The sequence below is a fragment of the Stenotrophomonas maltophilia group sp. msm4 genome (assembly GCF_032025605.1).
Classification (GTDB): domain Bacteria; phylum Pseudomonadota; class Gammaproteobacteria; order Xanthomonadales; family Xanthomonadaceae; genus Stenotrophomonas; species Stenotrophomonas sepilia.
This window is the reverse complement of the sequence record NZ_JAVSKK010000003.1, coordinates 376,673-397,430: the sequence shown is the minus strand read 5'-3', so window position 1 is coordinate 397,430 and position 20,758 is coordinate 376,673. Positions and strand designations below refer to the sequence as shown.

Here is a 20,758-nt window from a genome sequence, read left to right as displayed (position 1 = left end):
CGGGGCAGCGGCGACGCCCGGCTGCTGGATGAACACACCGTACGCTGCTGGCGACGGCCCTGGGCCGTCACCGGGGTGTCACTGCACCGCGTTGCCGCGCAGCCGCAGCAGGCGCACCAGCGCCCACACCAGCAGCACCACGCCGATGGCCTCGACCATCGCCAGCGCGAAGTGCAGTACGCCGAAGATGGCGCTCATGCCCGAGATGGCGCTGAAGTTGCCACTGCTGACCAGCCACATCGGCAGGACACCCGCGGCCAGGTCGCCCAGGCTGGACAACAGCAACAGCAGCAGGCCGACCAGCGCACCGGTGCGGGTCGCATCGCGCGGCGCGCCGACCACCCAGACCAGGCCGACGCACAGCGCGATCAGCACCGGCAGGCGCACACCGACCATGCTCAGCACGGTCACCATCAGGGTCGTGCCGTCCATCGATCAGTCCTCGCCGGCCAACACAGCCGGGCCCTGGCGCAGCGCCTGGTAGACCTCGTCGGTCTGCGGGCGTACGCCGTGCCACTGCAGGAAGCTCTCGGCAGCCTGCTCGACCAGCATGCCCAGGCCGTCGACGGTGTTGCGGCACTGCGCCGCACGGGCCCAGGCCAGGAAGGCGATGGCTGCCTCGCCGTAGTTCAGGTCGACGGCGGTGGTCATCGAGTTGACCAGCGACAGCGGCAGCTTGAACTCGACGTCGCGGTCGCGCCCGGCGGAGGTGGCGTTGACGATCAGTTCGAAGTCGCCCAGCTCGCGCAGGTCTTCCCAGTATCGGCTGATCGCGCGGCCCGGTTCGCCCATGGCATCGATCAGTTCGTCGGCGCGCTCCGGCGTGCGGTTGACCACCACCAGTTCGGTGATGCCGGCATCGAGCAGCGCCGGGGCGACGCTGCGCGCCGAGCCACCGGCACCGATCATCAGCACGCGGCGGCCGCGCAGGTCCAGGCCGTGGCGGTCGGTCAGGTCGCGCACCAGGCCGATGCCATCGGTGGTGTCGCCGTGCCAGCGGTCGCCCTTGCGCAGCAGCGTGTTGACCGAGCCGGCGCGGCGCGCCCGTGCGGTCAGCGTGGTGCACACCGAGAACGCGGCTTCCTTGTGTGGCAGGGTGACGTTGGCGCCGACACCGCCCTCGGCAGCGAAGGCCTCCAGGCCGGCCAGGAACGCCTCCGGGACCAGGTCGATCGCGCGATAGTCGATGGCGACGCCTTCCTGGCGACCGAACGTCGCATGGATCTGCGGCGACTTCGAATGGGCGACGGGGTGTCCGAAGACGGCGTAACGGTCGGTCATGGAATCCTCAAGCTGGCTAGACTGATGCTCTGTTCGTGCATGGAACCGGATGATGCGCATCACCCCGCCCCTGCTGGTGCTTGCCGCCAGTCTACTCTCTGCCCCCGTGGCGATGGCGTTGAACGAGTACGGCATCGAAGGCATGGGCGTGGTCTCGACCCGCGCCGACGAGGGCCGCGCCACGATCAGCGCCGATGGCCAGCGCATCGTGTTCGCCCGCCGCGGCGAAACCGGCTGGGGCCTGTGGGAGGCACGCGTGGTCGACGGTCGTTGGCAGCAGGCACAGGCACTGCCGGTCGGCGTGGCCGGTGAAGCCCGCGATCCCTACTTCAGCCGTGACGGCCGCTGGCTGCTGTTCGCGGCCGGTCGCGAGGGCGCGCTGGCGCTGTACCGCGCTGCGCTGGCCACTGATGGCCGGCTGGGCCCGGCGCAGCCGCTGGCCGGTGACGGCGGGCGCCGGGAAGAGCGCGGACCGGCCCTGAGCGCGGATGGCAAGCAGCTGTTGTTTGCCCGCCAGCAGGGCCATGGCGCCGGCTGGGACCTGTTCGTGGCGACGCTGGATGCGCAGGGCGTGCGTGGCCCGGCCACCGCACTGAGCGCGTTGAACAGCGCCGACGACGAGACCGACGGCGACTGGCTGGGCCATGACGGCGCCGTGGTGTTCAGCCGCAGCCACGGCAGTACCGCGCAGGTCTGGAGCAGCGGCTGTGCGTGGAGCGGTGTGGCGCTGCAGCCGCTGGGGCTGTCGTTCAACCAGGCCGGCGGCTGGACCGGCGCGCCGGTGATCGACAACGCCAAGCCCGGCGAGATGATGGTGGCCAGCAGCGCGGCAAAGGCGCCGCGCGCCGGTGGCGTGGACGTGTACCGGTTGGCGGTGCCGAAGGTAGCGGCGGTGGCCGGGTGCGTGCGGTAGATCCACGCCGCGCGTGGATGGCGCCCGCGAAGGGGTCAGAGCCCTTTCCTGCGGAAAGGGATCCGACCCCGGGCATTGCCCGTCAGCGCGACAGCACCTTGGCGCGCAACTGCTCGTACTCCATCTCGCTCAGCTGGCCGTTGTCCTTGCGCTGGTTCAACGCAGCCAGCTCGGCCTGCACGCTGTCCGGAAGGGCCTGCTCACGGGCCACGTGGCGGGCGGCGGAAAGCTGCTCCGGTGGGCGCTTGCCCGCGCGCCATGCGGCGATGAAGACACCGACGATGAGGGCACCGAACACCAGGACACCGGTACCCCAGATCAGCCATTGCATCCATCCCAGTTCGGGTCCCATCGCGCAGTCCTCCGTCTATCGTGGCGCTATTGTCAGCGCTCGCGCAGCCATCGCGCCACCTGCGGCGCGAAATAGGTCAGCACGCCATCGGCACCGGCCCGCTTGAAGCCCAGCAGCGACTCCAGCACGCAGGCGCGCTCGTCCAGCCAGCCGTTGGCGAAGGCGGCCTTCATCATCGCGTACTCGCCACTGACCTGGTAGGCGAAGGTCGGCACGCCGAACGTCTCCTTCACCCGGCGCACCAGGTCCAGGTACGGCATGCCCGGCTTGACCATCACCATGTCGGCGCCCTCTTCCAGGTCCAGCGCGATCTCGCGCAGGGCCTCGTCGCCGTTGGCCGGGTCCATCTGGTAGGTCTTCTTGTCGGCCTTGCCGAGGCTGGCCGCGCTGCCCACCGCATCACGGAACGGGCCGTAGAACGCCGAGGCGTACTTGGCCGAGTAGGCCATGATGCGCACGTTGATGTGGTTGTCGGCATCCAGCGCACGGCGGATCGCGCCGATGCGGCCGTCCATCATGTCCGACGGCGAGACGATGTCCACACCGGCCTCGGCGTGCGACACCGACTGCTTGACCAGCGCTTCGACCGTGATGTCGTTCAGCACATAGCCCTTGTCGTCGATGATGCCGTCCTGGCCGTGGGTGGTGTACGGGTCCAGCGCCACGTCGGTCATCACGCCCAGTTCCGGGAAGCGCGACTTCAGCGCGCGGATCGCACGCTGCGCCAGGCCGTCCTCGGCCCACGCCGCCGACGCGTCCAGCGACTTCAGCGACGGGTCGATCACCGGGAACAGGTCGATCACCGGAATGCCCAGTTCCAGCGCTTCTTCGGCCACCTTCAGCAGCTCTTCGATCGACAGCCGCTCCACGCCCGGCATCGACGGCACTGCGGTGCGGCCCGCCAGTTCGTGCACGAACACCGGGTAGATCAGGTCGTCGGTGGTCAGCGTGTTCTCGCGCATCAGGCGGCGCGAGAACTCGTCGTGGCGCATGCGGCGCGGGCGGTAAAGCGGATGGGACATGGCAGGCTCCGAGGAGTGGCTATTGCAACAGGTAACCCTGCGGCAGCAGGGGTTCGGGCAAGGGGCGTTCGCCGAGCGCGTCGAGCTGGTCGATCTCGATCGTGCGCACCAGCGCGTCCAGCGGCAGGTCGTTCGGCTCCAGGCCGAACGGGTCTTCCATTTCTTCGCCCAGCTGGTCCAGGCCGAAGAAGGCATAGGCCAGCACCGCCGACAGCACCGGCGTGCCCCAGCCCAGCGAACTGGCCAGGCCGAACGGCAGCAGCACGCAGAACATCCACGCGCAGCGATGCAGCAGTAGGGTGTAGGCGAACGGCAGCGGCGTGGTGAGGATGCGCTCGCAGCCGGCCTGGATCGACGACATCGCGTGCAGGCGCTCCTCCAGCTGGGTGTAGAGAATCGGATCGAGCTCGCCGGCGCGCAGCGCCTGGGCCAGCTCGGCAGCGATCATCGACAGCAATGCATCCGGCACGTTCTCGCGCTGGCCCAGCTGCTCGCGCTGCGGCTTGTCCAGCCATGGCAAGGCGGCCAGGGCCACGATGCGTCCACGCAGGCGCGCGGCCAGCGCATGGGCGAACGCGGTGGTGAGGTACGCGATGCGGCGACGGCGGCCGCCGTCATCGGCCAGCAGCAGGTGCACCTGGCGGGCCAGCGAACGTGATTCGTAGACCAGCTGGCCCCACAGCTTGCGGCCTTCCCACCAGCGGTCATAGCAGGCGCTGTTGCGGAAGCTGAGGAAGATCGACAGGACCAGGCCGAGCAGGGTGAACGGCGTGACCGACACGCGTTCGATGCCGGTCGGCGGGGCCAGTTCCACCACGGCCGCCACGGCAATGGACAGGATCAGGATGGCCAGCACCTTCGGCGCGATCGCTTTGACGATCGAGCCGCGCAGGATGTACAGCAGTTGCCAGCCGTGGGGACGGGGTCGGATGATCATCGGGCAGCCGCGCCAGGCGCGGAATCACAGGCACGCGGGGGGCTCGCGCAGCCGCTCATTGTACGCCCCTGCCCGGCCACCGGCCGTGCGCCTGCGACGCCCTGTCGCACCCGGCGCCGGGATTCAGATCACGCCGCCGCCCAGGCCCAGGCGCAGGATGCCGACCACCACCACGATGCCGTTCAGCACCAGCCCGGCCCAGGCCCGACCGCGCTTGGTCGGGTGGGTAAACAGGATGCCCAGCGCGGCGATCACCGCGCCGACGGCGGCGAACGGGATCAGGAACCAGTTGCCCCAGCCAAGCAGCGGAATCAGCGCCAGGATCATCCACAACAGCGCCAGTACGCCCCACAAAAGACTGATCACGCCCATTCCGCTCTCCCGCAGTTGGTTCCTGTCTGTCCACCATAGTCGTTCACGCGGTCGCCGCCTACTGCCGTTGGCGGGGCTGTCACCCGACGCGTGCTAGCGTGCTGCCGTGGGTGCCCGGGCCCGGGTGTTGGCGCCGATTCAGAGTGGCCCACCGAAGATCGCAACCAGTCCTACAGGGGTCGTGCCATGAACATCCGTTGGGCCGCGCTGGCGGCCATCCTGCTGGTCGCCGCCGGTTGTGCCAGCACCTCCAAGGTCATGCTGGGGCGCGCCCGCGCGCCGATCGATCCGGCACTGGTGCAGATCTATTCCACGCCACCGGCCGGCTCGCAGGAAATCGCGCAGCTGGAATCGGCATCTGCCGTGGGCTTCGGCACGCAGGGCCAGACCGATGCCGCGGTGGCACGCCTGAAGCGTGAAGCGGCGGCACTGGGCGCCAATGGCGTGGTGCTGATGGGCGTGGGCAGCAGCGGCTCACCGGTGGGCATGTCGGTGGGCGCCGGCACCTTCGGCTCGCATGTGGGGGGTGGCGTCGGCATCGGTATTCCGACCACGCAGAAGCGCGCCGCCGGCGTGGCGATCTGGGTACCCAATCCGGAACCGCCGGCACGGTTGCCGACCCAGGTGATCACGCCGCAACCGCAGCGGTGACCGACGCGGATCACCACAGGTAGTGCCGGCCACTGGCCGGCAACCTCAGAAATGCTCCCTGCCCCAAGGGAATGCCGGCCAGCGGCCGGCACTACCGGAGGGGTTCAGCGCTTGTACTTCGGCACGAACACCTTGTTCACCGCGTCGGCCAGCTGGTCCGGCGGCAGCAGGCCCTGGTCGAGCAGGAAGTTGTTGAACGCCAGGCGGTCGAACTTCGCGCCCAGTGCCAGCTCGGTCTGCATGCGCAGTTCGAGGATGCGGGTGTAGCCATAGAAGTAGCTGCCCGCCTGGCCCGGCATACGCACCATGTAACGGTCCAGTTCCTGGGTGGCCATCGCCTTGGACAGGCCGACCTGCTCCATCAGCACACGTTCGCCGTTGGCGCGGTCGGTCAGGCCGAGGTTGAGCATCGGGTCAAGCATTGCGCGTGCGGCCCGCAGCAGGCGGAACTGCAGGGCGATCATCTGCCCGTCCAGCGGCTCGTACGGCACCATCTCGGCCTCGGCATACAGGGCCCAGCCTTCAACATTCACCGAATTGAACGCGAACATGGTGCGTGCCAGCGAGACACCACGCTCGACCATCGCGGTGAACTGCAGCTCGTGGCCGGGGCGGCCTTCATGCGCGCTCAGCGTCCATGCCGCCGCACCGAAGTTGAAATCGTCGTATTGTGCGCCCGCGCCCGCCGCCGGGTTGCCCAGCGGCAGCACGAAGGTACCCTGCTGCCCGGTGTTGTTGACCAGCGGCGCCGGCAGGAAATGCGGGGCCGGGCTGGCCGCGCTCTCGGCGGCCGAACCCAGCCGCATCTGCATGGCGCGCTTGGGCACGTCGACGATGGCATGCTCGCGGATCAGCGGATCGATTGCATCGATCACCCTGCGGTAGTGCCCTTCCAGCTGGTCGTCGGCGATCTTGTCGGCCTTCAGCGCGCGGATCACCGCCACCGGGTCACTCGGGTCGGCCACCTTCAGACCCTTGTCCTTCACCACCAGCGGCGCCAACTGCTGCATCGCCGAGCGGGTTTCCATGAACTCCAGCTGCGCGCGCTGCATCAGCAGCTTCGGATCGATATCGATACCGACCTGCTTGAGCTGGTAGGCGTACAGCGGCGCCGGCAGGCGCGCGTCGGTGCGTGCCTTTGGCAGCACGGTCGTGCGCGTCCAGCTGGCGTAATCCTTCATCTGCCCGGCCAGGGCCTTCATTGCCTCATCGGCGCCGGCGATCTGGTACTTCTTCAGCAGCGACTCGATGCCGGTGATGTACGTCTCGACGTTGTCCAGCGATTGCTGCACTTCGATCTTCGTCGGCTGCAGCAGGCTGCCGTCCTTCAAGCGCTCTTCGTAACGCTGGCGGGCCAGCGTGGTGAACGCGGTGCCACCCGGCTGCAGCCCGGCGTAGGCCTTGAGGCGGTCGATCGCCTTGGCCCGGCGCTCGGCCGGCACCTGGTCGGACAGCAGCAGGTTGAGGCCGCTGAAGATGGTCTGCGGCGCGTCACTCCATGGCAGCAGGTACTTCTCGTTGAGCTCACTGCCTTCGATGTTCTGGTTGGCGGCGTGGATCATGATCTCCAGGTCCTGGCGGACGTTGGGATCCTGCTCGGTGGCCAGCTTCGCCTTCAGTTCGTCGCGCGCCTTGGCCATCGCCGCGCGGTAGCGCTTGCCGTTGTCCGCACCGAGGTCGGCCACCTTGTCGTCATAGCCGGGCACGCCGAAGAAGCCGGTTTCTTCCGGCTGGAACGGGCCCTGCGCATCGAGCAGGATCTGCGCCAATGCGTTGCTGCGGGCCACCCAGGCCGGGCTGGCCGGAGTAGCGGCCTTGGTGGCGGGTGCCGCCAGCGCCGGCGGTGCGGACATCAGCGGGGCGGCAGTCAGGGCCAGGGCAACGGCCAACGCGATCGGCTTCATGGTGCACTCCAGGACAGGGTTGCCCGCACCCTACGCGCTCAGCGCTGTGGCGACAATCGGCCGGAGGTCACAACGCCGCGGCCAGCGGGCATTCGCCGCGTTCGCGGCAGGCCTGCAGCTCGCATTCCTGCGCGGCCTCATCATCATCCAGCGCGGTCAGGTCGAACGTCTGCTTGTTCTCGCCCAGCACATACATCACCGGATAGTCCCAGACGTCGTCGCTGCGGGTGCCCTTCACGAAAAGCCGGCCGTGCGCGCGCGGGCCTTCCAGGGCCACGGTCAGGCCGACGTCGCGCTGGCCATTGATCGCGGTCTGCATGCTGCCCAGCGGCATCGATTCGGCACGCAGCGGCTCGCCGAAGGCTTCCACCAGTTCGATGCTGCATCCGGCGCGGCGCATCGCCTCGCGCATCGGCGGGCTCTCGCGTGCCGCCTCGCTCCAGCGCAGCACGCTCCAGGCCACCACGCCACCGGCACCGGCCAACACCAGCAGCACGGCCAGCGGCATCGCCCAGCGCCAGTGACGGGACCACCAGCCGGCAGGCTTCGGGCCATGGGTGGGAATCGGCGGCGGCAGTGTCATCGGCGGGCTCCTTCCCGTTTGTGCATCAGGGCTTCAGGCAGCGTCCCAGGAAGGCTTCGGCCACACGGTAGCGATGCAGGGCATCGGCGCCGGACAGGCCATGCTTGGCACCCGGATAGGTCATCAGCTCGAACGGCTGCCCGCGCTTCTGCAGCGCGCTCATCAGGCTGGTCGAGTTGGTGAACAGCACGTTGTCATCGGCCATGCCGTGGATCAGCAGCAACGGCGAACGCAGGCCGTCGATATGGGTCAGCACGCGCGCTTCGCGGTACCCCGCTTCGTTGCGCGCCGGCAGGTCCATGTAGCGTTCGGTGTAGTGGCTGTCATACAGGCCCCAATCGGTGACCGGTGCGCCGGCCACGCCACAGGCGTACTGGTTCGATGCCTTGGCCAGCAGCATCAGGGTCATGTAACCGCCGTTGGACCAGCCCTGCACGCCGATGCGCGCCGGGTCCACCCACGGCTGCTGCTTCAGCCAGGCCACGCCGCGCAGCTGGTCGGTCACTTCCACCGTGCCCTGCTTCCCGTACAGCGCACCACCGAAGTCGCGGCCGCGGCGCGGGGTGCCGCGGTTGTCCAGCGAGAACACCACGTAGCCCTGCTGGGCCAGGTACTGGTTGAACAGATGGTCGCCACGGCCGGGCCAGCTGTCAGTGACGGTCTGGCTGGCCGGGCCGCCGTAGACGTACACCGCCACCGGGTAGCGCTTGGACGGATCGAAGCCGGCCGGCTTGATCAGGCTGTAGTTCAACGGGGTCTTGCCGTCGGCAGCCATCAACGTGCCGAACTCGACCGGGCGCTGCGCATCGCGGTAGCGCGCATACGGGTGCTTGGGATCGGCCAGGTCGTTCTCGACCAGCGTGGCGATCTTCTCGCCGTTGGCGCGGAACAGTTCGATCTGCGGCGGCGTGGTGCTGTTGGACCAGCTGTCCACGTAGACGCTGGCATTGCGGGCGAAGCTGGCGCTGTGCATGCCCGGCGCCTTCGACAGGCGCTGCGGCTCACCGCCCTGCAGCGACACCGCGTAGATCTGGCTTTCGCGCGAGGTCTCGATGCCAGCACGGAAGTAGGCCTTGCCGGCCTTCTCATCGACCGCCAGCAGTTCGTCCACCGGCCAGTTGCCATGGGTAAGCGCAGTGGCCTTGCCCTTGCTGTCGATGCGGTACAGGTGCTGGAAGCCGGTGCGCTCGGACGACCACAGCACGCTGCCATCTTCAAGGAAGCGCAGGCTGTTGTGCAGCGGCACCCAGGTCGGGCTGGTCTCGTGTACGAGCACGCGCTGGCGGTTGGAGTCGAGCGCCACTTCGACCAGGTCCAGCTGCTTCTGGTCACGCGACTGGCGCTGGAAACTCAGGTGCTGCGCATCGCGCCAATCGACGCGGGCCAGGTAGATGTCCTGTTCCTTGCCCAGGTCGATCCAGCGCGGCTGCGCATCGGCGGCCGGTGCGATCACGCCCAGCTGCACGCGAACGTTGGCGTCGCCGGCGGCCGGGTAACGCTGTTCGATCACATCGGTGCGGTCGGCGTAGACCTCGTAGCGCTTCTGCACCGGCACCGGCGCCTCGTCGATGCGGGCGAAGGCGATGGCCGAATCATCCGGCGCCCACCAGTAACCGGTATGGCGATCCATTTCCTCGTCGGCGACGAACTCGGCCACGCCGTTGCCGATGGTGGTGCTGCCGTCGCGGGTCAGCTGCAGCTGCTTGCCACTGACCAGATCGATCACCCACAGGTTGCGGCCGCGGATGAAGCTGACGAAACCGCCCTTGGGCGACAGCTTGGCGTCGGTGGCGAAGCCTTCACCGTGGGTCAGCTGGCGCACGGCCGCCTGGCCCTGCTGCTTGAGGTCGTACAGGTAGAGTTCGCCGCCCAACGGGAACAGCAGTCGTTGCGCGTCCGGCGACCACTGGTAATCGACGATGCCGGTCATCGCGGCGATGCGCTGGCGCTCGCGTCGGGCCTTTTCCTCATCGCTGAGGGTCTCGGTGCCGGGCAGCACCACCTTGGAATCAACCAGCAGGCGGGTCTGGCCGCTGCCGATGTCGTAGGTCCACAGGTCCAGCTGGTTGCGGTCGCTGTCCTTGCCGCGCAGGAAGCTGACCTGCGAACCGTCCGGCGCCACCTTGGGCTTCATCAGGGTCGGGCCGGACAGCGGCAGCGGGCCGGTGATGGCTTCCAGGGTCAGCTTTTCGGCGTGGGCGGCGGTACTGGTGGCGAGCATGAGGGCGAGCGAAGCGAACAGATGGCGCATGGAGGATCCCGGCAAACGGCAGGTCCGCCTCCACGCGGGGCGCGGGACGGTCGTCCCTCATCCTAACCAAGCCCGTGCGGGAAGGCAGCATGACCTTCTGCCCATAAGCAGTGCGGACGAGTGCCGACCAACGGTCGGCACCCACCTTCAGATGCCGGGGTCAGCGCTGGCCGAACAGATGCTTGCGCTCTTCGTCGCTGAGCGGCTTGCCGGCGTTCGGGTTCACCTGCTGGCGCAGCGCATAGGCGCGCTGGGTGGCCGGGCGCGCGGCGATGGCCTCGTGCCAGCGCTTGAGGTTGGGGAACGCGGCGAAGTCCACCGGCAGCGTGTCGTAGGCGCCGACCCACGGGTAGCTGGCCATGTCGGCGATGGTGTACGCGTCGCCGGCCAGGAAGGCGTGCTGGGCCAGGCGCTTGTCCATCACCCCGTGCAGGCGGCGCACTTCGTTGTCATAGCGCTCGATCGCATACGGGATCTTTTCCGGAGCATACACATTGAAATGCCCCATCTGGCCGCTCATCGGGCCCAGGCCCGCCATCTGCCAGAACAGCCATTCCAGTGTGGTGACGCGGCCGCGCGGATCGCTGGGCAGGAAGCGGCCGGTCTTCTCGGCCAGGTACAGCAGGATCGCACCGGACTCGAACACGCTCTGCGGGGCGCCGCCGTCGGCCGGGGCGTGGTCGACGATGGCCGGCATCTTGTTGTTGGGCGAAATGGCGAGGAATTCCGGCTTGAACTGGTCACCCGAGCCGATGTTGACCGGGTGGATGCGGTATTCCAAGCCGGTTTCCTCCAACAGCAGGGTCACTTTATGGCCGTTCGGGGTGGGCCAGTAATACAGGTCGATCATGGCGTCGGCTCGGGGTGTGGAAAGGAACCTGAAGTCTAGTGCGTGAGTTGGGTTGGCACCGTCATGGCGGGCCGGTAACCTCGCCTCTCCCCCGAAACGCAGCATCCCCCGCATGAGTGCAAACCGCCCGCCGCTCTCCCCGTTGTCCACGCTGATCTTCGCCTCGCGCTGGCTGCAGCTGCCGCTGTACCTGGGCCTGATCGTGGCGCAGTGCGTCTACGTGTTCCTGTTCGGCAAGGAACTGTGGCACCTGATCTCGCATTCGGTGTCGATGGGCGAGCAGCAGATCATGCTGATCGTGCTGGGCCTGATCGACGTGGTGATGATCTCCAACCTGCTGGTGATGGTGATCGTCGGCGGCTACGAGACCTTCGTCTCGCGCCTGCGCCTGGAAGGCCACCCGGACCAGCCGGAATGGCTGAGCCACGTCAACGCCAGCGTGCTGAAGGTGAAGCTGGCGATGGCGATCATCGGCATCTCCTCGATCCACCTGCTGAAGACCTTCATCGCCAGTGGCGCACTGAATGGCATCCCGCTGTGCACGCCGGAGCAGATGAGCGTGGCCGCCGCCAACATCGGTGTCGCCCGCTGCTCGATGCTGACTCAGGAAGGCGTGCTGTGGCAGACCATCATCCACTGCGTGTTCATCCTGTCGGCGATCGGCATCGCCTGGACCGACAAGCTGATGTCCAACGGCCACAGCAAGTCGCACGACAAGGCGCACGACCACTGAGGTCGGCGCCGGCAACGGCACGGCCGCCGTTGCCCATCCCGGCCACTGCTCTTGTACGCGGCGGCGGCCGGGATGCTAGATTGCACCCTCGCCGTTGCCGGCGGTGGCGTCGGGAAACGTCACCCTGCCGCGCCCGGACCGCAGGTCCCGGCCATGCATATCAATGATTTACGTCACGTCGTCTTCTAGAGGGGAGCAGGATGTCGCACGTCTCAACGATCACCGCCGCGCGCCGGTGGCTGCCGGTTGCCCTGGCACTGGCACTGGCTGCCTGCTCGGGCAAGGAGGAAACCGCCGCACCGGCCCCGGCCGCCGCACCCACCGCCGCTGCACCGGCCGCACCGGTGGTTGCCGCCAAGGTGCAGTCGATGGGCACCGAGCAGCTGCGTGAGTCGGCCAGCCAGGCCCTGCGCGAGAACCGCATGTACGCGCCGGCCGGCGACAACGCCATCGAGTACTACCTCGCCCTGCGCGACAAGACGCCGGACGACGCCTCGGTGAAGAGCGCGCTGACCGACCTGCTGCCCTACACCCTGATCGCCGCCGAACAGAACCTGGGCCGCGAGGACTACACCGAAGCGCAGCGCCTGGTGGCACTGATCGAGAAGGTGGACGCCTCTGCGCCGGCGTTGCCGCGCCTGAAGGACGGCCTGGCCAAGGGCGTGCAGAACGCGGCCAAGCGCACCGAGGCCGAAGCCGAGAAAGCGAAGAAGGACGCCGAGGACCGCAGCAAGCAGCAGACCGAACAGCAGCGCCTGGCCGAGCAGCGTGCCAAGGAAGCCGACGCAGCCAAGCAGATCGCTGCCCAACAGGACGCTGCCCGCCGGGACAACGAGCGCCAGGAAGCCGAGCGCCAGGCTGCGGCCCGCCGCGAAGCCGAGCAGAAGCAGCAGCAGGCTGCCGCCCAGCAGGCCAGCGCCGCACGCCAGGCTGCAGCTCCGGCGGCCGCTGCGGCGCCCAACCTGCGCCCGGTCAGCACACCGGCGCCGCGCTATCCGTCCGAGGCGCTGCGTGCAGGCACCTCCGGCGAGGTGCTGGTGGAGATCACCGTCGGCACCGACGGTTCGGTGACCAACGCCCGTGTGCTGCGCGCAACACCGTCGCGCGTCTTCGATCGCGAGGCCATGAACGCGGTCAAGCGCTGGCGCTTCGAGCCGGTCAGCGCACCGGTCACCACCCGCCGCACCCTGGTGTTCGCCCCGGGCGGCAGCTGACCACGAAAAGGGGACGGAGGGGATTAAGTCGTTTCCGCCCCGCAATGACCACACGGCCCGGCATGTCCGGGCCGTGTTCGTTTCAGGAGAGGCTGTCGATCAGGCGTTGCAGTGCCGGATCACGCGCGGCCAACACCTGGAACAGGCCCAGCGCATGCAGGCCCGGCAGCAGCGCACGCAGGTCGGCTTCGGCGGTGGCGCGGGTGGCGTCATCGCTGGCGGGGTCCTGCCAGTCACGGACGCTGGCGAGGAAGGCGCCGACGCTGCCCTTGCGCACGGTGAGGCCGTTCACCTGCACCTCGTTCTGATGGTCGGGAAGGATGTCGTGTGGCTGCATGGGTGATGCTCCTGTGGGATCGGGAGCCCAGTGTGCCGCCCAGCCAGCGGCACTTCTGCCGTATAACTGCCAATGGATATGGCAGATCAGACATCACCCGCGTTGATTGACCCCGCTTTGGCGAACGCCGAAGACGGTCCCCTCATCCTGGCCTCGCAGCTGCGGGTGCCGGGACGGCGCCGCACCGCACGCCACCAGCACGTGCGCGGCCAAGTGCTGGGTGCCCACCACGGCCTGCTGCGGATCGAGGCCGGCGATCTGCACTGGTTGCTGCCGGCGGGGCACGTTGCCTGGATACCGCCCTTGCTGCCCCACGCCCTGGTAGGGGCAGAGGCATTCGATGGCTGGAGCCTGTACTTCAACGCCGAAGCCTGTCTGGAGCTGCCCGCCGTGCCGCGCATTTTCCAGCCGAACGTGCTGTTGCAGGCGGCGATGATGCGCGCACTGAGTTGGCCACATCAGGCGCTGGACGCCGCGCAGGCACGCCTGGCCGGCGTGATCACCGATGAGATCGCCGCCAGCACGCCTTCGCCGCTTGCCTTGCCACAACCGCAGGATCGACGGTTGCGGCGGATCGCGGCGGCGCTGGCACGGTCGCCGGACGACCTTCGCAGCGTCGAAGCGTGGGCAGCCGCCAACGGACTGTCCGGCCGCAGCCTCGCCCGCCGGTGGCAGGCCGAAACAGGCATGACCCTGGGCCATTGGCGGCAGCGCCTGCGCGTGCTGCTGTCGCTGCCACGCCTGCTGGCCGGCGAGCCGGTGATCAGCGTTGCGCTGTCGATGGGCTACGACACCCCGAGCGCGTTCATCACCGTGTTCAAGCGCGAGATGGGGGTGACGCCTGCGCGGTACGCAAAAGACGCAAAAGGGGACGGAGGGGATTAAGTCGCTTCTGACTCATCCGACGCGGCTTCGCGGCTTTGCCTGATGTCCGGCTTCGCGGCCGCAATGACAGGCTGAAACCCCGTCCAGTCTCCAGATCCCATGCCCCGACAAGCACGCCTGATGCTGGCAGGCCAGGCCTATCACGTGATCCAGCGCGGCGTGAACAAGGGCGCGATCTTCATCGACGACGTCGACCGCCAACTGTTCCTGCATCTGTTGCACAGCGCATTCCTCAAGCACCACGTCGCACTGCATGCCTATGTCCTGATGGGCAACCACATCCATCTGCTCGCCACGCCGTCCACACAGCAGGGACTGGCGGGCGCAATGCGCATGCAGGGCAACAACTACGTGCAGGCGTTCAACCAGCGGCACGGACGCAGTGGGCCGCTGTGGCAGGGTCGCTTCCATTCCTCGATGATCGACAGCGATGCCTATCTTCTCAGCGTATACCGCTACATCGAACGCAATCCGGTTCGTGCCGGAATTGCGGTCAGCGCCGAAGATCATCCGTGGTCCAGCGTGCACGGCAACCTTCAACGACGCGATGATCCGATGCTGACACCGCATCCTGCGTTCAAAGCACTGGCAGCGACCGCTCGGAAAAGGGCGTCGTTGTATGCCGAGTTCCTGCGCGACGTGAATGCATCCGCCGACGTACCTGCGATCCGCAACCACAGTGCCAGGCAAAGCCCAATGGGGGACGCTGCATTCCTGCGGATGGTGGAACAGACGCTGGGACGCCCCGTGGTGATGCGCAGACGAGGGCGCCCGCGCAAGCAGGGGACGGGAGAGGCAGAAACGACTTAATCCCCTCCGTCCCCTTTTTGGTCAGCCAGAGATGGCCAGGCGCTCGTTGTGATAGCGGCGCACGGCGGCGAACCACAGCACGGCGGCCAGGCCGAGGCTGGCGCCGAGGTAGATCGCCCAGACCGCCGGGGTGATGATCTCGTGGCGGATCACTTTCAGCAGCATCTGGTTCTGCGACAGGAACGGCACGGCGTACTGCCACAGCTCGCTCTTCAGCGGATAGGCCACCAGTGCGTAGCCGGGCAGCATCGGCAGCAGCATCAGCCAGGTCATGTGGCTCTGCGCTTCCTTCATGCTCTTGGCCGCGGCCGACAGGAAGGTCAGCAGCGAGGTGCCGATCAGCAGCATCGGCAACATCACCAGCAGCATCTGCAGCATCGAGCCGACGTTCATGTTGAACTGGCGGCCGATGTTGCCGGGTGCGATCTGCGCGCTCACCTTGAACGCGACCAGGGTCAGCAGCAGCGACACGAAACCGACCACGCAGGCGGCGGCGATCTTGCCGCTGACGATCGCGCTGCGCGAACCCGGCGTGGCCAGCAGGGGTTCCAGCGACTGCCGCTCGCGCTCGCCGGCGGTGGCGTCCATCACCAGGTAGGCGCCACCGATGAACGAGGTCAGCGTCAGCAGTACCGGCAGCAGCATCGACAGGATCATGCCGCGCTTGGCCTCGGCACTGGCCAGGTCCTGGCGCGCCACGTCCAGCGGGCGTGCCACCTGTGCGTCGATGCCACGCGCCATCAGGCGCAGTGCACCGACCTGGCCGTTGTAGGTGGCCAGCGCCGCCTCCAGGCGAGCACTGGGTACTTCAGCCGCGCGACGCGTGCTGTCCTTGATCACCTCCACCAGCGCCGGCTTGCCCTCGGCCCAGTCCTTGCCGAAATCATCGCTGATGCGCAGCGCCACATCGATGTCCTGGGTGCGGATGGCCTCGGCCAGGTCCTTCGGTGCCGGTGCGGCATTGAGGCCCTGTGCGGCGAGGAAGCGCACCAGGTTCGGCGCGTTCCCGGCGCCGATGGTCGGGATCTGCAACGGCTCTTCGATCTGGGTGCGTACCCGGCTCTCGGCCAGCTTGCCCATGCCCAGCAGCAGCACCGGGTACAGCAGCGGCCCGAACAGCAGGGTCAGCAGCAGCGTGCGGCGGTCACGCGACAGGTCGCGCAGTTCCTTGCGCATCACCGTCATCAGGGTCGACATCATGCTCATGCGTGCAGGCCCTCTTCGCTGCCGATCAGTTTCACGAACGCGTCCTCAAGATTGGCTTCGCCGGCCTGCGCACGCAGCTCGTCGGCGCTGCCGGCAGCCATCACCGTGCCCTTGGCGATGATCACGATGTGGTCACACAACGCGCCCACCTCCTGCATGATGTGGCTGGACAGGATCACGCAGCGCCCCTCTTCGCGCAGGCCCAGCAGGAAGCGGCGCAGCGCGCGCGTGGTCATCACATCCAGGCCGTTGGTCGGTTCGTCGAGGATGACGTTGCGCGGGTCGTGCACCAGCGCGCGGGCAATCGCGGTCTTGGTGCGCTGGCCCTGCGAGAAACCATCGGTCTGCCGGTCGAGGATGTCCCCCATGTCCAGCGCGTGCGACAGCACCTCGATGCGTTCGCGGATGCGCTCGGCAGACAGGCCATGCAGTTCGCCGAAGTAGGCGATGTTCTCGCGCGCGGTCAGGCGCTTGTAGACGCCACGCGCATCGGGCAGCACGCCCAGGTGGCGGCGCACCTCCACCGGATTGAGGGCGGCATCGATGCCATCGACAGTGATGCTGCCCTGGTCGGGCGTCATCAGTGTGTACAGCATGCGCATGGTGGTGGTCTTGCCGGCACCATTGGGGCCGAGCAGGCCGGTGATCTGCCCATCCCCGGCGCGGAAGCCGACGTTGGCGACCGCCTGGATGCGGCCCGTGCGGATATCGAAGGCCTTGTGCAGGTTGTCGGCGACGATCATGGTTCCCATCCGTTGAACGAGGTGAACGCCGGCACGTAGCTCAGCGTGTCCAGGCAGCCGGCATCCAGCGCCTTGGCATCGGTCTTGTCGATGAACTGGCCGAGCAGCCGCGGCATGCAGCCGGCGGTCAACGTGCCATGGCCCTGGCCACGGGCGACCAGCGCACGGCCGTTGGGCAGGCCCTTGAGCACCTGTGCGGCGTAGCGCGGCGGCGTCACCGGGTCCAGCTCACCGGACAGCAGCAGTGCCGGCACGTCGCTGCGCAGCGGCACGGCATCGGTTGCCGGCGCCGGACGGTGCGGCCACACCGGGCAGGCCGCGAAGAACGCACTGGCCACTTCGTTGCCGAACAGCCGCTCGGGATCCTCGGCCGGCGCGTGGTAGCGCGGCGCATCCTCGCTGCAGATCACCGACCATTGCATGCCGCGGTTGATCTGGAAATCCATGCTGCGGTTCGCGCCGCGCGCCAGCGATGCCAACGGGGCATAGCGCCCCTGTGCGGCTTCATCCAGCACCAGTGGCAGCAGCGAGGAATACTGCGGCACGTAGGAGAAGGCGAAGGCAAGGCCGACCACGCTGTCCGGGGTCAGGACATCCTGCCGGGGTGCGTTGGTACCCGGGTCGCGATACTCGACCGAGACCGGTGCACGGCGCAGGGTGTCGACCACGCTGCGCAGCTGCGCGCGGGTATCGGTCGGGAAACGCTTGCTGCACGCGGCATCCTTGCGGCACTGCGCCGACTGCAGGGCGATCGCATCCTCGAAGGTGGTTGCGAAGTCGCCACCGACCACCAGCTCGTTCGGTACCACGCCATCGATGACGATGCTGCGGGTGTGCTGCGGGTAGGCCCCGGCATAGCGCTGGGCCACGCGGGTCCCGTAGGAGCCGCCAACCAGGTTGAGCTGGTCCACACCGAGCGCCGCACGCACCGCATCCAGATCGGCGATCGCCTCGGCGGTTGTGTAGAAGCGTGCATCGGCGCGCCCCTGCAGCGACGCGGCACAGCGCTGGGCGTAATCGCGCAGCGAGGCCTCGGAAGGCGCGGCATCCTCGTCCACCTGCAGCGGCTTGCCGTCCGCGCCCAGGCAGCTGAGCGGGTTGGAGCCGCCGGTGCCGCGCTGGTCGATCAGGAACACGTCGCGCTGTTTGCGCACCTGGCGCAGTGCAGTGTCGACGATGACCGCCACCTCGCTGGCCGCCTGGCCGGGGCCGCCGGCCAGGAAGAACACCGGGTCCGGCTGGCTGGCGCCGCTGCTGCCCGATTCCAGCCAGGCGATACGCAGGCCGATCCGGCGACCGCCGGGCTGGGCCCGGTCCTCCGGCACCTGCAGGGTGGCGCACTGCGCCTCCACGTTGGCGCTGGCGCCTTCGGTAGACAGCGTGCAGGGCTGGAAGTCGATCGTGCCGAAGCGGCGGCTGGGTGCATCGCTGGCGCTTCCGGCGGCGGCCGGCGGCGGCTGGCTGCACCCGGCAAGCATCAGGCTGGCCAGCATCCCGGCCAGCGCGAGGTGGTGTCTTTGCATCGTGCTCGTTTCCCCTGGAGGTCGTTCCTGTCGACCACGACGGGCTGCCGCGGAAGATGTGACCCAACTTACACGGGCAGCGCGCCGACGGCGATGGGCAATGACGAATCCGCCGCCGACGGCGCGCAGACCAGGCGGTCCCGCCCCTCGGCCTCGGCCGGCACAGGGCGGCATCGGCGGCGGACCGCAGCGCCCCATGGGCCAGTGCCCCGGCCCGACGGCGATGCGGGGTCTGAAAACGGCGAGCACGGCCGCCGGCGCACGCGCAGAATCCGCCGCAGACCCAGGAGACGCCCATGCACACGTGGTACCTCGGTGGCATCGACCATCGCCCCTTCCTGCACCTGTTCGAGATGAGCGACAGCGCGCTCGCCGCGCTCGGCATCCAGCGTCGCTGGGCCGGCGCCAACGGCGGACATCCCTGCCGGATCAGCCTGAGCGATCCCGCGCCTGGCAGCGAGCTGCTCCTGCTGTCCCACGTCCACCTGCCGCTGCATTCGCCGTACCGCGCCGCCGGCCCGATCTTCGTGCAGCGCGGCGTGACCCGTTGCGTGCTGACGCCGGGCGAGGTGTCCCCGTATGTGCAGCGCCGGATGATTTCGATGCGTGCCTATGACCACGCCGCGCTGATGTGCGGTGCCCAGGTCTGTGCGGGCACCGAGGTGGCCGACCATCTGGATGCACTGTTTGCCGACCCGTCGGTGGCGTTCGTCCAGCTGCACAACGCGGCGCATGGCTGTTTCTCGTGCCAGGCAGATCGGGTGGGTACCGGGACCGCGTAGCGTGGTCTCCATGACGTGATCGATGCCACGCCGATCACGTGACATACAGCGCATCTGTTCAGTCCTGCGTGAAGCCTGCGGGAAGGGCTTCACATGCGCAGTCACGGATCGGCACTTCGATGGTTCCGTCGCCTGCATCGCGACTCGATACTCGCCGTGGTGCCGCCGGAAGTCCGCCGCGCAGCGCAGCGCCTGCGGTCACCGTTCCCTTTCGACGACCACAAGGATGCGCCATGTCATTCCGATCCACACCGCTGTTGCTGGCCACCTCGTTCGTGGCTGCGGGCCTGTGCCTGGCCGGCAACGCGTTCGCCCACGGCACCATGACCACGCCGGTCAGCCGCGTCTACGCCTGTTTCCAGGGCAACCCCGAGAACCCGACCAACCCGGCCTGTGCCGCCGCCAAGGCCATCGGCGGTTCGCAGGCGTTCTACGACTGGAACGGCATCAACCAGGCCAATGCCAATGGCAACCACCAGGCCGTGGTACCCGACGGCAAGCTGTGCAGCGGCAACAACCCGACCTTCCGCGGGCTGGATGTGAACCGCAGTGACTGGCAGACCACGCCGATCCAGCCCGATGCCAATGGCAGGTTCACCTTCGTGTTCAAGGCGACCGCACCGCACGCCACCCGTGACTGGCGCTTCTTCGTCACCCGCGAAGGCTGGCAGCCGGGCAGCCCGCTGCGCTGGGCCGACCTGCAGGAGTTCTGCACGCTGGGCAATACACCGCTGTCGGCCGATGGCACCTACAAGCTGCAATGCACGTTGCCGCAGCGCAGCGGCCAGCATGTGATCTACAACACCTGGCAGCGCTCGGATTCGACCGAGGCGTTCTATACCTGCATGGACGTGCGCTTCCAGGGCGGCGGCGGAACGGCACCGGCAACGCAGTGGCAGGATGCCGGCCCGGTCACCGCGCGCGGCGAGCTGCCGGTCGGCACCACGTTGGCGCTGCGCGTGTTCAATGCCAACGGCAATGATGTCGAACGCGTGGAAGCCACGCTGGCCAGCGGCCAGACTGCCGCCGCACAGTGGCCTCTGGTGCTGGCACGCAAGGTCAATGCCAGTGCGCAGCACGCACGCGTGGGCGTGCTCAGCAACGGCGTGATCACGCCGGCGGCCTCGGCCACCGACAACCGGGTGTACCTGAAGGACGGCAACCGCTTCCAGCTCGACACCCGGGTGCCGGACGCGGGCACGCCGTCGCCGGGCGGTGATTTCGACCACGTGTACCCCGCAGGCATTGGCGGCTACGTCCCCGGCCAGACCGTGGTAAAGGGCACCGACGGCAAGCTGTACGCCTGCCGCCCATTCCCGGAAGGGGCGTGGTGCAACGTCAATGCCGAGGCATATCGCCCCGGTATGGGCAGTGCATGGCGCGATGCTTGGGTGCCCTACTGACCCGTT

Annotated in this window: 22 protein-coding genes; 8 read left to right on the top strand and 14 right to left on the bottom strand. The window is 68.2% G+C overall.

Annotation, left to right across the window (positions count from 1 at the left end; translation table 11 throughout):
- Positions 1 to 78 precede the first annotated feature (78 nt).
- Together ROV93_RS16065 and aroE are read right to left on the bottom strand one after the other, a co-directional pair.
- Entirely contained in the window at positions 79 to 432 is a 354-nt protein-coding gene (locus ROV93_RS16065) for a hypothetical protein (RefSeq protein ID WP_072168025.1), read from the bottom strand.
- Positions 433 to 435: 3 nt separating this feature from the next.
- Positions 436 to 1,281 carry a shikimate dehydrogenase gene (gene aroE / locus ROV93_RS16060; RefSeq protein WP_072168026.1) on the bottom strand — a complete coding sequence of 282 codons (846 nt, stop codon included), beginning with the start codon at positions 1,279 to 1,281 and terminating at the stop codon, positions 436 to 438.
- 49 nt (positions 1,282 to 1,330) lie between these two features.
- Here aroE and ROV93_RS16055 point away from each other — a divergent pair, with 49 nt between their 5' ends.
- Complete coding sequence (locus ROV93_RS16055) at positions 1,331 to 2,194, top strand: PD40 domain-containing protein (RefSeq protein ID WP_072168027.1); 864 nt, start codon at positions 1,331 to 1,333, stop codon at positions 2,192 to 2,194.
- A gap of 82 nt (positions 2,195 to 2,276) precedes the next feature.
- Here the strand turns inward: ROV93_RS16055 and ROV93_RS16050 are convergent, their stop codons facing one another.
- The 4 genes from ROV93_RS16050 to ROV93_RS16035 form a co-directional block, all read right to left on the bottom strand.
- Positions 2,277 to 2,546 carry a hypothetical protein gene (locus ROV93_RS16050; RefSeq protein WP_072168028.1) on the bottom strand — a complete coding sequence of 90 codons (270 nt, stop codon included), beginning with the start codon at positions 2,544 to 2,546 and terminating at the stop codon, positions 2,277 to 2,279.
- 32 nt (positions 2,547 to 2,578) lie between these two features.
- The gene (gene hemB, locus ROV93_RS16045; protein WP_006400669.1) at positions 2,579 to 3,568 is read right to left on the bottom strand and encodes a porphobilinogen synthase; all 990 of its coding nucleotides are present in this window, start codon (positions 3,566 to 3,568) and stop codon (positions 2,579 to 2,581) included.
- A gap of 19 nt (positions 3,569 to 3,587) precedes the next feature.
- Entirely contained in the window at positions 3,588 to 4,505 is a 918-nt protein-coding gene (locus tag ROV93_RS16040) for a bestrophin family ion channel (RefSeq protein ID WP_069138806.1), read from the bottom strand.
- A 123-nt stretch (positions 4,506 to 4,628) separates the two neighbouring features.
- Entirely contained in the window at positions 4,629 to 4,877 is a 249-nt protein-coding gene (locus ROV93_RS16035) for a hypothetical protein (protein ID WP_005420185.1), read from the bottom strand.
- Between the two features lie 186 nt (positions 4,878 to 5,063).
- Here ROV93_RS16035 and ROV93_RS16030 point away from each other — a divergent pair, with 186 nt between their 5' ends.
- Positions 5,064 to 5,528 carry a hypothetical protein gene (locus ROV93_RS16030; protein WP_049439393.1) on the top strand — a complete coding sequence of 155 codons (465 nt, stop codon included), beginning with the start codon at positions 5,064 to 5,066 and terminating at the stop codon, positions 5,526 to 5,528.
- A 104-nt stretch (positions 5,529 to 5,632) separates the two neighbouring features.
- On the opposite strand, the gene ROV93_RS16025 is transcribed toward ROV93_RS16030, so the two are convergent.
- The 4 genes from ROV93_RS16025 to ROV93_RS16010 form a co-directional block, all read right to left on the bottom strand.
- Positions 5,633 to 7,432: a DUF885 domain-containing protein gene (locus ROV93_RS16025; RefSeq protein ID WP_072168029.1), complete on the bottom strand. Its 1,800-nt coding sequence runs from the start codon at positions 7,430 to 7,432 to the stop codon at positions 5,633 to 5,635.
- Between the two features lie 67 nt (positions 7,433 to 7,499).
- Complete coding sequence (locus tag ROV93_RS16020; RefSeq protein WP_049414402.1) at positions 7,500 to 8,015, bottom strand: cytochrome c oxidase assembly factor Coa1 family protein; 516 nt, start codon at positions 8,013 to 8,015, stop codon at positions 7,500 to 7,502.
- A gap of 25 nt (positions 8,016 to 8,040) precedes the next feature.
- Complete coding sequence (locus ROV93_RS16015) at positions 8,041 to 10,266, bottom strand: S9 family peptidase (protein ID WP_072168030.1); 2,226 nt, start codon at positions 10,264 to 10,266, stop codon at positions 8,041 to 8,043.
- Positions 10,267 to 10,426: 160 nt separating this feature from the next.
- Positions 10,427 to 11,116, bottom strand: a complete 690-nt coding sequence (locus ROV93_RS16010) for a glutathione binding-like protein (protein ID WP_061479000.1) — start codon at positions 11,114 to 11,116, stop codon at positions 10,427 to 10,429.
- A gap of 112 nt (positions 11,117 to 11,228) precedes the next feature.
- Here ROV93_RS16010 and ROV93_RS16005 point away from each other — a divergent pair, with 112 nt between their 5' ends.
- The gene (locus ROV93_RS16005) at positions 11,229 to 11,849 is read left to right on the top strand and encodes a TIGR00645 family protein (protein WP_065177871.1); all 621 of its coding nucleotides are present in this window, start codon (positions 11,229 to 11,231) and stop codon (positions 11,847 to 11,849) included.
- Positions 11,850 to 12,049: 200 nt separating this feature from the next.
- Entirely contained in the window at positions 12,050 to 13,063 is a 1,014-nt protein-coding gene (locus tag ROV93_RS16000) for an energy transducer TonB (protein WP_072168031.1), read from the top strand.
- Between the two features lie 82 nt (positions 13,064 to 13,145).
- Here the strand turns inward: ROV93_RS16000 and ROV93_RS15995 are convergent, their stop codons facing one another.
- The gene (locus tag ROV93_RS15995) at positions 13,146 to 13,400 is read right to left on the bottom strand and encodes a hypothetical protein (protein ID WP_061478998.1); all 255 of its coding nucleotides are present in this window, start codon (positions 13,398 to 13,400) and stop codon (positions 13,146 to 13,148) included.
- 78 nt (positions 13,401 to 13,478) lie between these two features.
- Between ROV93_RS15995 and ROV93_RS15990 the strand changes: the two genes are divergently transcribed.
- Together ROV93_RS15990 and ROV93_RS15985 are read left to right on the top strand one after the other, a co-directional pair.
- Positions 13,479 to 14,285 (top strand): helix-turn-helix transcriptional regulator, encoded by an 807-nt coding sequence (locus ROV93_RS15990; RefSeq protein WP_312540366.1) that lies wholly within the window; start codon positions 13,479 to 13,481, stop codon positions 14,283 to 14,285.
- Positions 14,286 to 14,384: 99 nt separating this feature from the next.
- Positions 14,385 to 15,095, top strand: a complete 711-nt coding sequence (locus ROV93_RS15985; RefSeq protein ID WP_072168033.1) for a transposase — start codon at positions 14,385 to 14,387, stop codon at positions 15,093 to 15,095.
- Positions 15,096 to 15,116: 21 nt separating this feature from the next.
- Here the strand turns inward: ROV93_RS15985 and ROV93_RS15980 are convergent, their stop codons facing one another.
- The 3 genes from ROV93_RS15980 to ROV93_RS15970 are packed head-to-tail and all read right to left on the bottom strand — an operon-like array spanning position 15,117 to position 18,567.
- Positions 15,117 to 16,301, bottom strand: coding sequence for an ABC transporter permease (locus tag ROV93_RS15980; RefSeq protein WP_069138817.1), 1,185 nt, complete (start codon positions 16,299 to 16,301; stop codon positions 15,117 to 15,119).
- Positions 16,298 to 17,044 carry an ATP-binding cassette domain-containing protein gene (locus tag ROV93_RS15975; protein WP_312540365.1) on the bottom strand — a complete coding sequence of 249 codons (747 nt, stop codon included), beginning with the start codon at positions 17,042 to 17,044 and terminating at the stop codon, positions 16,298 to 16,300. The genes ROV93_RS15980 and ROV93_RS15975 overlap by 4 nt, the downstream gene beginning before the upstream one ends.
- On the bottom strand, positions 17,041 to 18,567 hold the full coding sequence (locus ROV93_RS15970; RefSeq protein WP_072168035.1) for an alpha/beta hydrolase: 1,527 nt from the start codon (positions 18,565 to 18,567) through the stop codon (positions 17,041 to 17,043). The genes ROV93_RS15975 and ROV93_RS15970 overlap by 4 nt, the downstream gene beginning before the upstream one ends.
- Before the next feature lie 296 nt (positions 18,568 to 18,863).
- Between ROV93_RS15970 and ROV93_RS15965 the strand changes: the two genes are divergently transcribed.
- Complete coding sequence (locus ROV93_RS15965) at positions 18,864 to 19,349, top strand: DUF1203 domain-containing protein (RefSeq protein WP_072168036.1); 486 nt, start codon at positions 18,864 to 18,866, stop codon at positions 19,347 to 19,349.
- Between the two features lie 233 nt (positions 19,350 to 19,582).
- Positions 19,583 to 20,752, top strand: a complete 1,170-nt coding sequence (locus tag ROV93_RS15960) for a lytic polysaccharide monooxygenase (protein WP_072168037.1) — start codon at positions 19,583 to 19,585, stop codon at positions 20,750 to 20,752.
- Positions 20,753 to 20,758: the final 6 nt, after the last annotated feature.

What these genes read in the sequence shown, in the direction of transcription:
- ROV93_RS16050 (WP_072168028.1), bottom strand. Translation starts at nt 2,546, where the DNA reads ATGGGACCCGAACTGGGATGGATGCAATGGCTGATCTGGGGTACCGGT.
- ROV93_RS16040 (WP_069138806.1), bottom strand. Translation starts at nt 4,505, where the DNA reads ATGATCATCCGACCCCGTCCCCACGGCTGGCAACTGCTGTACATCCTG.
- ROV93_RS15965 (WP_072168036.1), top strand. Translation starts at nt 18,864, where the DNA reads ATGCACACGTGGTACCTCGGTGGCATCGACCATCGCCCCTTCCTGCAC.
- aroE (WP_072168026.1), bottom strand. Translation starts at nt 1,281, where the DNA reads ATGACCGACCGTTACGCCGTCTTCGGACACCCCGTCGCCCATTCGAAG.
- ROV93_RS16030 (WP_049439393.1), top strand. Translation starts at nt 5,064, where the DNA reads ATGAACATCCGTTGGGCCGCGCTGGCGGCCATCCTGCTGGTCGCCGCC.
- ROV93_RS15970 (WP_072168035.1), bottom strand. Translation starts at nt 18,567, where the DNA reads ATGCAAAGACACCACCTCGCGCTGGCCGGGATGCTGGCCAGCCTGATG.
- ROV93_RS15990 (WP_312540366.1), top strand. Translation starts at nt 13,479, where the DNA reads ATGGCAGATCAGACATCACCCGCGTTGATTGACCCCGCTTTGGCGAAC.
- ROV93_RS16020 (WP_049414402.1), bottom strand. Translation starts at nt 8,015, where the DNA reads ATGACACTGCCGCCGCCGATTCCCACCCATGGCCCGAAGCCTGCCGGC.
- ROV93_RS15980 (WP_069138817.1), bottom strand. Translation starts at nt 16,301, where the DNA reads ATGAGCATGATGTCGACCCTGATGACGGTGATGCGCAAGGAACTGCGC.
- ROV93_RS16065 (WP_072168025.1), bottom strand. Translation starts at nt 432, where the DNA reads ATGGACGGCACGACCCTGATGGTGACCGTGCTGAGCATGGTCGGTGTG.
- hemB (WP_006400669.1), bottom strand. Translation starts at nt 3,568, where the DNA reads ATGTCCCATCCGCTTTACCGCCCGCGCCGCATGCGCCACGACGAGTTC.
- ROV93_RS15960 (WP_072168037.1), top strand. Translation starts at nt 19,583, where the DNA reads ATGTCATTCCGATCCACACCGCTGTTGCTGGCCACCTCGTTCGTGGCT.
- ROV93_RS16010 (WP_061479000.1), bottom strand. Translation starts at nt 11,116, where the DNA reads ATGATCGACCTGTATTACTGGCCCACCCCGAACGGCCATAAAGTGACC.
- ROV93_RS16005 (WP_065177871.1), top strand. Translation starts at nt 11,229, where the DNA reads ATGAGTGCAAACCGCCCGCCGCTCTCCCCGTTGTCCACGCTGATCTTC.
- ROV93_RS16055 (WP_072168027.1), top strand. Translation starts at nt 1,331, where the DNA reads ATGATGCGCATCACCCCGCCCCTGCTGGTGCTTGCCGCCAGTCTACTC.
- ROV93_RS16035 (WP_005420185.1), bottom strand. Translation starts at nt 4,877, where the DNA reads ATGGGCGTGATCAGTCTTTTGTGGGGCGTACTGGCGCTGTTGTGGATG.
- ROV93_RS16025 (WP_072168029.1), bottom strand. Translation starts at nt 7,432, where the DNA reads ATGAAGCCGATCGCGTTGGCCGTTGCCCTGGCCCTGACTGCCGCCCCG.
- ROV93_RS15995 (WP_061478998.1), bottom strand. Translation starts at nt 13,400, where the DNA reads ATGCAGCCACACGACATCCTTCCCGACCATCAGAACGAGGTGCAGGTG.
- ROV93_RS15985 (WP_072168033.1), top strand. Translation starts at nt 14,385, where the DNA reads ATGCCCCGACAAGCACGCCTGATGCTGGCAGGCCAGGCCTATCACGTG.
- ROV93_RS16015 (WP_072168030.1), bottom strand. Translation starts at nt 10,266, where the DNA reads ATGCGCCATCTGTTCGCTTCGCTCGCCCTCATGCTCGCCACCAGTACC.
- ROV93_RS16000 (WP_072168031.1), top strand. Translation starts at nt 12,050, where the DNA reads ATGTCGCACGTCTCAACGATCACCGCCGCGCGCCGGTGGCTGCCGGTT.
- ROV93_RS15975 (WP_312540365.1), bottom strand. Translation starts at nt 17,044, where the DNA reads ATGATCGTCGCCGACAACCTGCACAAGGCCTTCGATATCCGCACGGGC.